Annotated in this window: 5 protein-coding genes; all 5 read right to left on the bottom strand. The window is 71.5% G+C overall.

Annotated features, from left to right (window positions below; genetic code table 11):
- Window positions 1–211: 211 nt before the first annotated feature.
- The 5 genes from nusB to aroB all read right to left on the bottom strand — a co-directional run bounded on the left by nusB (window position 212) and on the right by aroB (window position 4,598).
- On the bottom strand, window positions 212–733 hold the full coding sequence (gene nusB / locus BN1056_RS12500; RefSeq protein WP_210581691.1) for a transcription antitermination factor NusB: 522 nt from the start codon (window positions 731–733) through the stop codon (window positions 212–214).
- A gap of 18 nt (window positions 734–751) precedes the next feature.
- Window positions 752–1,315: an elongation factor P gene (gene efp, locus BN1056_RS12495; protein WP_073331984.1), complete on the bottom strand. Its 564-nt coding sequence runs from the start codon at window positions 1,313–1,315 to the stop codon at window positions 752–754.
- Window positions 1,316–1,491: 176 nt separating this feature from the next.
- Window positions 1,492–2,178, bottom strand: coding sequence for an FMN-binding negative transcriptional regulator (locus BN1056_RS12490; RefSeq protein WP_210581681.1), 687 nt, complete (start codon window positions 2,176–2,178; stop codon window positions 1,492–1,494).
- A 9-nt stretch (window positions 2,179–2,187) separates the two neighbouring features.
- Complete coding sequence (locus BN1056_RS12485; protein ID WP_210581679.1) at window positions 2,188–2,748, bottom strand: shikimate kinase; 561 nt, start codon at window positions 2,746–2,748, stop codon at window positions 2,188–2,190.
- Complete coding sequence (gene aroB / locus BN1056_RS12480) at window positions 2,745–4,598, bottom strand: 3-dehydroquinate synthase (protein ID WP_210581676.1); 1,854 nt, start codon at window positions 4,596–4,598, stop codon at window positions 2,745–2,747. Before aroB ends, BN1056_RS12485 begins: the two co-directional genes overlap by 4 nt.
- Window positions 4,599–4,712: the final 114 nt, after the last annotated feature.

The following is a 4,712-nucleotide window of genomic DNA, read 5'->3' as shown; positions in this document are numbered from 1 at the left end:
ACGGCCTCAGCGGTCGTCGACAGCCTTAGTGCCGAATTTGGACATTCCGCCCCACGGCGGGGCGCCCGCGTGCACACCCCGCACCCACCAGCACCCAGCCCACCACTCCGGCAACACCCGCCACACCCACAAACCGGAAGAGCCGGTTTACTTGTGCCGTTCTCGGCGCGGTCGGAAGGCGCGAGGGCGGCGCAGCGGATGCGGACGCCGCTCAGCGCAGCGTATCTGCCAGGTCGCTGATGCGCCCCAGCAGCCCGTTCAGGAAGCGTGGGGAGTCATCGGTCGACAGCATGCGGGCGAGGGTGATTGCCTCGTCGACGGCCACCGGCGCGTCGACGTCGTCGTTCCAGACGATCTCCCAGGTGGCCAGGCGCGCGATGGCCCGATCCGTGGCCGGCATGCGGCTCAGCACCCACCCGTGGGAGTAGGTCTCGATGGTCTCGTCGATCTCGGTCAGGTGGTCGGCGACGCCGGCCAGCGCCTGACGGGTATAGGCGGGCGCCTCGGTGTGGTTGGCGGAGTGGAAGGCCCGCTCGGCGGCCAGCTCCCGCAGGTTCTGCGCCCCGGAGTCGCCCTGTAGCAGGCCGCGCTGGTCGGCCTCGAAGAGCACCTCCACGGCGCGCCGCCGCGCCTTAGTGCGTGCGGTGACCGGGAACTTGGGGTGCCCACTCGCAGCGGCGGATGCGCCGTCGTCGTCCAGTGATTCCTCGGCGGCGTCCGGCTCAGCCGGCATGGATTCGGTCATCGGCGGTCAGTCGGTGACGCGGGAGATGTAGGAGCGGGAGCGGGTGTCGACCTTGACCTTGTCGCCGATGTTGAGGAACAGCGGGACCTGGATCTCGGCACCGGTCTCCAGGGTGGCCGGCTTGGTGCCCGCGGAGGAGCGGTCGCCCTGCAGACCCGGCTCGGTGTGGGAGATGGTCAGCACGACGGCGGCCGGCAGCTCCACGAACAGCACGTCCTCCTCATGGAAGGCGACGATCACGTCCTGGCCCTCGAGCATGAGGTCGGCGGCGTCACCGACCACGTCGGCGGGCACGTAGGTCTGCTCGTAGGTCTTGACGTCCATGAAGACGAAGTCGTCGCCGTCCTTGTAGGAGAATTGCATGTCGCGGCGGTCGACGGTGGCGGTCTCCACCTTGAGGCCGGCGTTGAAGGTCCGGTCCACGGTCTTGCCGGACAGAACGTTCTTGATCTTGGTGCGCACGAAGGCGGGGCCCTTGCCCGGCTTGACGTGCTGGAACTCGACTACCTGCCACAGCTGGCCCTCCAGGTTGAGCACCATGCCGTTCTTCAGGTCGTTCGTCGTTGCCACGTGCGGTTCCTAACTCGCTAGAGGATTGCTGGAGGTCTTAGACCGGGTAAGCCTACCGCCATCACTCGTTCACTCCCCCGGCCGCCGCCTGTCATGCCGGTCACGGCCTACGTGCCGCCGCGCCATATCAACCGACCTCGGTACGTAAGATCAACCGACCTCGGCGAGTGGGGCGGCTAGTGGAAGTCGGTGATGTCCTTGACGTCCTCGCGCAGGGCGTGTACTTCGCCCAGGCGGGCGAGCGTGGCGTAGCGCTGCTCGGCATACGGCAGGGAGACCTCCAGCAGGAATTCGGCCATGCGGTCCTGCCCCTGGCGGGCCAGCTCCGCGGCGAGCGAGCGGATGTCGTCGGGGTGCCGGTTCTGGCTCATCTTCGCCTTTCCCTGTACCTGCTCGATGCCCACCTCGACGGCCACGATCGCCCGTGCCATCCGCTCCAACTTCTCCTCCCCGATGGGGGTGAGCACGTCGTCCGGCTCGGACAATTCGGTGAGCCTGCGTGCCGCCTGCAGCGCCGCCTCGGGGCTGGAATCGATACGCACCGGCCCCCGCACGTGCAGGGTGATGTAGTCCCAGGTGGGCACGTTCGGCTTGACCTCGTTGGTGGCGTACCAGCGGGGCGAGACATAGGCGTCGACGTCGTCGAAGATGACCATGCCGCGGCCCGTTATCGGCTCGCGCATCTGCGGGTTGTTGCGCACCAGGTGGGTGACCAGCGCATTGCGCTCCGCGTCCCGGTAGAAGGGCACGAGGGTGGCCGCCGGCCCATCGGCGTGCACGGTGATCAGGTTGCCGACGTGGGGTCGGTCCAGCAGGGAGGTGACGTAGTCCTCGGGAAGTTCAAAGTGCCGCGGCACATACATGCGTTCAGCCTATGGCTCGGCCCGCCGTGGGGTCGAGCCCACCCGGTCGGCCAACTGCTCCAGTACCAGCGCGGCGGCCCGCTCCGGGGTGGTGTCGGTGGTGTCGACGACGACGCCGCCCGCCTGCGCGCAGGCGGTCTCCCGTTCGCGCAGCATCCGCGTGAACGCCTGATAGACGTTGCCGAGCGCCACCGAGCGCGGTGCGTCCAGGCCGTTGCGGGTGGCCAGTCGCCGTGGCGTGGCGGTCAGGTGTACCAAATGCGCCCCGTCGGCACGCGCCTGCGTGAGAGCGGCCTGCACAGCGTCGTCATCCAGACACCCTGAACCGAGGGCGATGACGGCGCCGGCCGCGGCCTGCCCGAGCGTCTGCCGTGCGGTGGCCGCCTCGGCGCGCCGGTAGCGCTCCTCGGGGACGGCCACCAGGGCGAGTTCGGGCAGGGTGCCCAGTGCCGCGGCCGTCTCCTGCCCGACGTCGTACAGCGGCAGCCCGGTGGCGTTCGCCAGGGCGCGACCCACACTGCTGCAGCCCGCGCCGGGGGCACCGAGCAGCACCACGCGCGCCGGATTCATGCGCGCCCCTCCGCAACCGCCGCAGGGCTGGCGGACGGGGCGGTGACCGCGTCGTGGGCGGCCCGCAGCACCTCCAGGTCGGGCTCCACTCCGCGCACCGGTTGAGCGATGTCATCCAGCAGCACCATGCGCAGCCTGCCGGCGCGCACCTTCTTGTCCGACGTCATGGCGGCGCAGAGCGCATCGAAGGAACCCACTCCCTGCGGGAACGCCGTCGGCAGCCCGGCCGCGGCGAAGGCGCGCCGGTGCAGCGACACCGCGTCGGCGTCGAGCCGGCCCAGACGGTGGGCCACCTCGGCGGCGAACACGCAGCCCACGGCGACGGCCTCTCCGTGCCGCCAGGTGTAGTCGGTGACCTTCTCAATGGCATGGGCGTAGGTGTGACCGTAGTTGAGGATCTCCCGCAGCCCCGCCTCGGTCAGGTCCTCCCCCACCACGGCGGCCTTGACCGCCACCGAACGGGACACCAGCTCCGCGATGACCGGGGAGTCGGCGGCCAGCGGGGCGGGTGCGGCAAGTACTAGGTCCAGGATGACCGGGTCCGCGATGAACCCGCACTTGACGACCTCCCCCATCCCGGCGCGCAACTCCGCCTCGGGCAGGGTGGCCAGGGCCGCCAGGTCGGCGATCACGGCGGCCGGCGGGTGGAAGGCGCCCACCAGGTTCTTGCCGGCGTCGGTGTCAATGCCGGTCTTGCCGCCGACGGCCGCGTCCACCATCGCCAGCAGGCTGGTCGGCACCTGCACGACGGGGACGCCGCGCAGCCAGGTGGCGGCGGCGAAGCCGGCCAGGTCGGTGGTGGCCCCACCGCCCACGCCCACGACGCAGCCGTCCCGGCCCAGGCGGAAGGCACCCAGCTGCTCCCAGATCTGGTTGAGCACGCCCGCGTGCTTGGCGCTCTCCCCTCCGGGCACCTCGATCCGGGTGGCGCGCAGCCCGGCCGCCCTCAACGCCCGCTCATATTCGGTGGCAGAGGCGGCCAGCGCGTCGGCGTGGACAATCGCCACCCCGCCCGCGCCGCCTCCGGGGGCGGTGGCTACGGCTTGGGTGACGGCGTCCGCCAGCCCGCTGCCGATCACGACGTCGTAGGGACGGGCCGCGGCGGTGCCGGGCACGGTTATGCGGGTGCGACCGCCCTCATGCACTTGACGCGGGGCGGTGGGGCGCAGCCCGGATGCGCCGCGGGCCGGGGCCAGCGCGGCCGCGGCCCGCGAGGGGGCGCTTCCCAAAGACACCAGCACGAGCGCGGCGACCTGCTCGGGAGTGAGCCCGTCGGTGGGCACGGTTATGGTTGCGACCCGCTGGTACAGGTCGGCGCGCTGCGCATGCAGGTTCTCCATGCGGGCCAGCACATCGGCGGCGATGTCATCCTGGGCGGCCGCAGTGGCGTCGGAGTCCGCCGCCCGCCCGGCGGGGTTCACCAGCGGCCGGCCGGCGCCGTCGCCGACGTGTGCGGCCGCGGTGGCGGGGCTGGCCGCCAGGTGTACGACGGTGTGCCCGCGCAGCAGGCTCCGGTTCTCCTCCCGCAGGACGCCGCCGCCGCCGAGCGCCACGACTCCCTGGGCGGCGGCCTCTCCGGTCAGCACGGCCCGCAGGGCGCGGGTCTCCCGATCCCGGAAGCCCTCCTCACCCTCGGCGGCGAAGATCTCCGGGATGGTCATGCGGGCGCGGCGGCGAATCTCCGCGTCCGTGTCGGTGACCTGCACGCCCAGCGCGGTGGCCAGCAGCCGCGCCACCGTGGTCTTGCCGGACCCGGGCAGCCCAACCAGAACCAGCGGCAGCAGACCCGTATCCACGGCGCCCTCGGGCACCGCCTGGCCCGGCCGGTCGGCGTGGCTCGTGTGGGTCATGGGATGGACTCCTTCGGCGTATAGGGGGCGATGAGACTGGATGGCGGTCGCGGGGCGTTCACCACTGGGTGCGTTCGGCCACGCGAGCGAGGTAGCCGGACAGGTTGCGGCGGG

This window comes from Actinomyces succiniciruminis (genome assembly GCF_900002405.1).
Lineage (GTDB): Bacteria > Actinomycetota > Actinomycetes > Actinomycetales > Actinomycetaceae > Actinomyces > Actinomyces succiniciruminis.
This window is presented reverse-complemented; position numbering and strand designations above follow the sequence as displayed.

Excerpts from the sequence above, each read along its gene's own strand:
- aroB (WP_210581676.1), bottom strand. The coding sequence starts at position 4,598 with ATGACCCACACGAGCCACGCCGACCGGCCGGGCCAGGCGGTGCCCGAG.
- BN1056_RS12485 (WP_210581679.1), bottom strand. The coding sequence starts at position 2,748 with ATGAATCCGGCGCGCGTGGTGCTGCTCGGTGCCCCCGGCGCGGGCTGC.
- BN1056_RS12490 (WP_210581681.1), bottom strand. The coding sequence starts at position 2,178 with ATGTATGTGCCGCGGCACTTTGAACTTCCCGAGGACTACGTCACCTCC.
- nusB (WP_210581691.1), bottom strand. The coding sequence starts at position 733 with ATGCCGGCTGAGCCGGACGCCGCCGAGGAATCACTGGACGACGACGGC.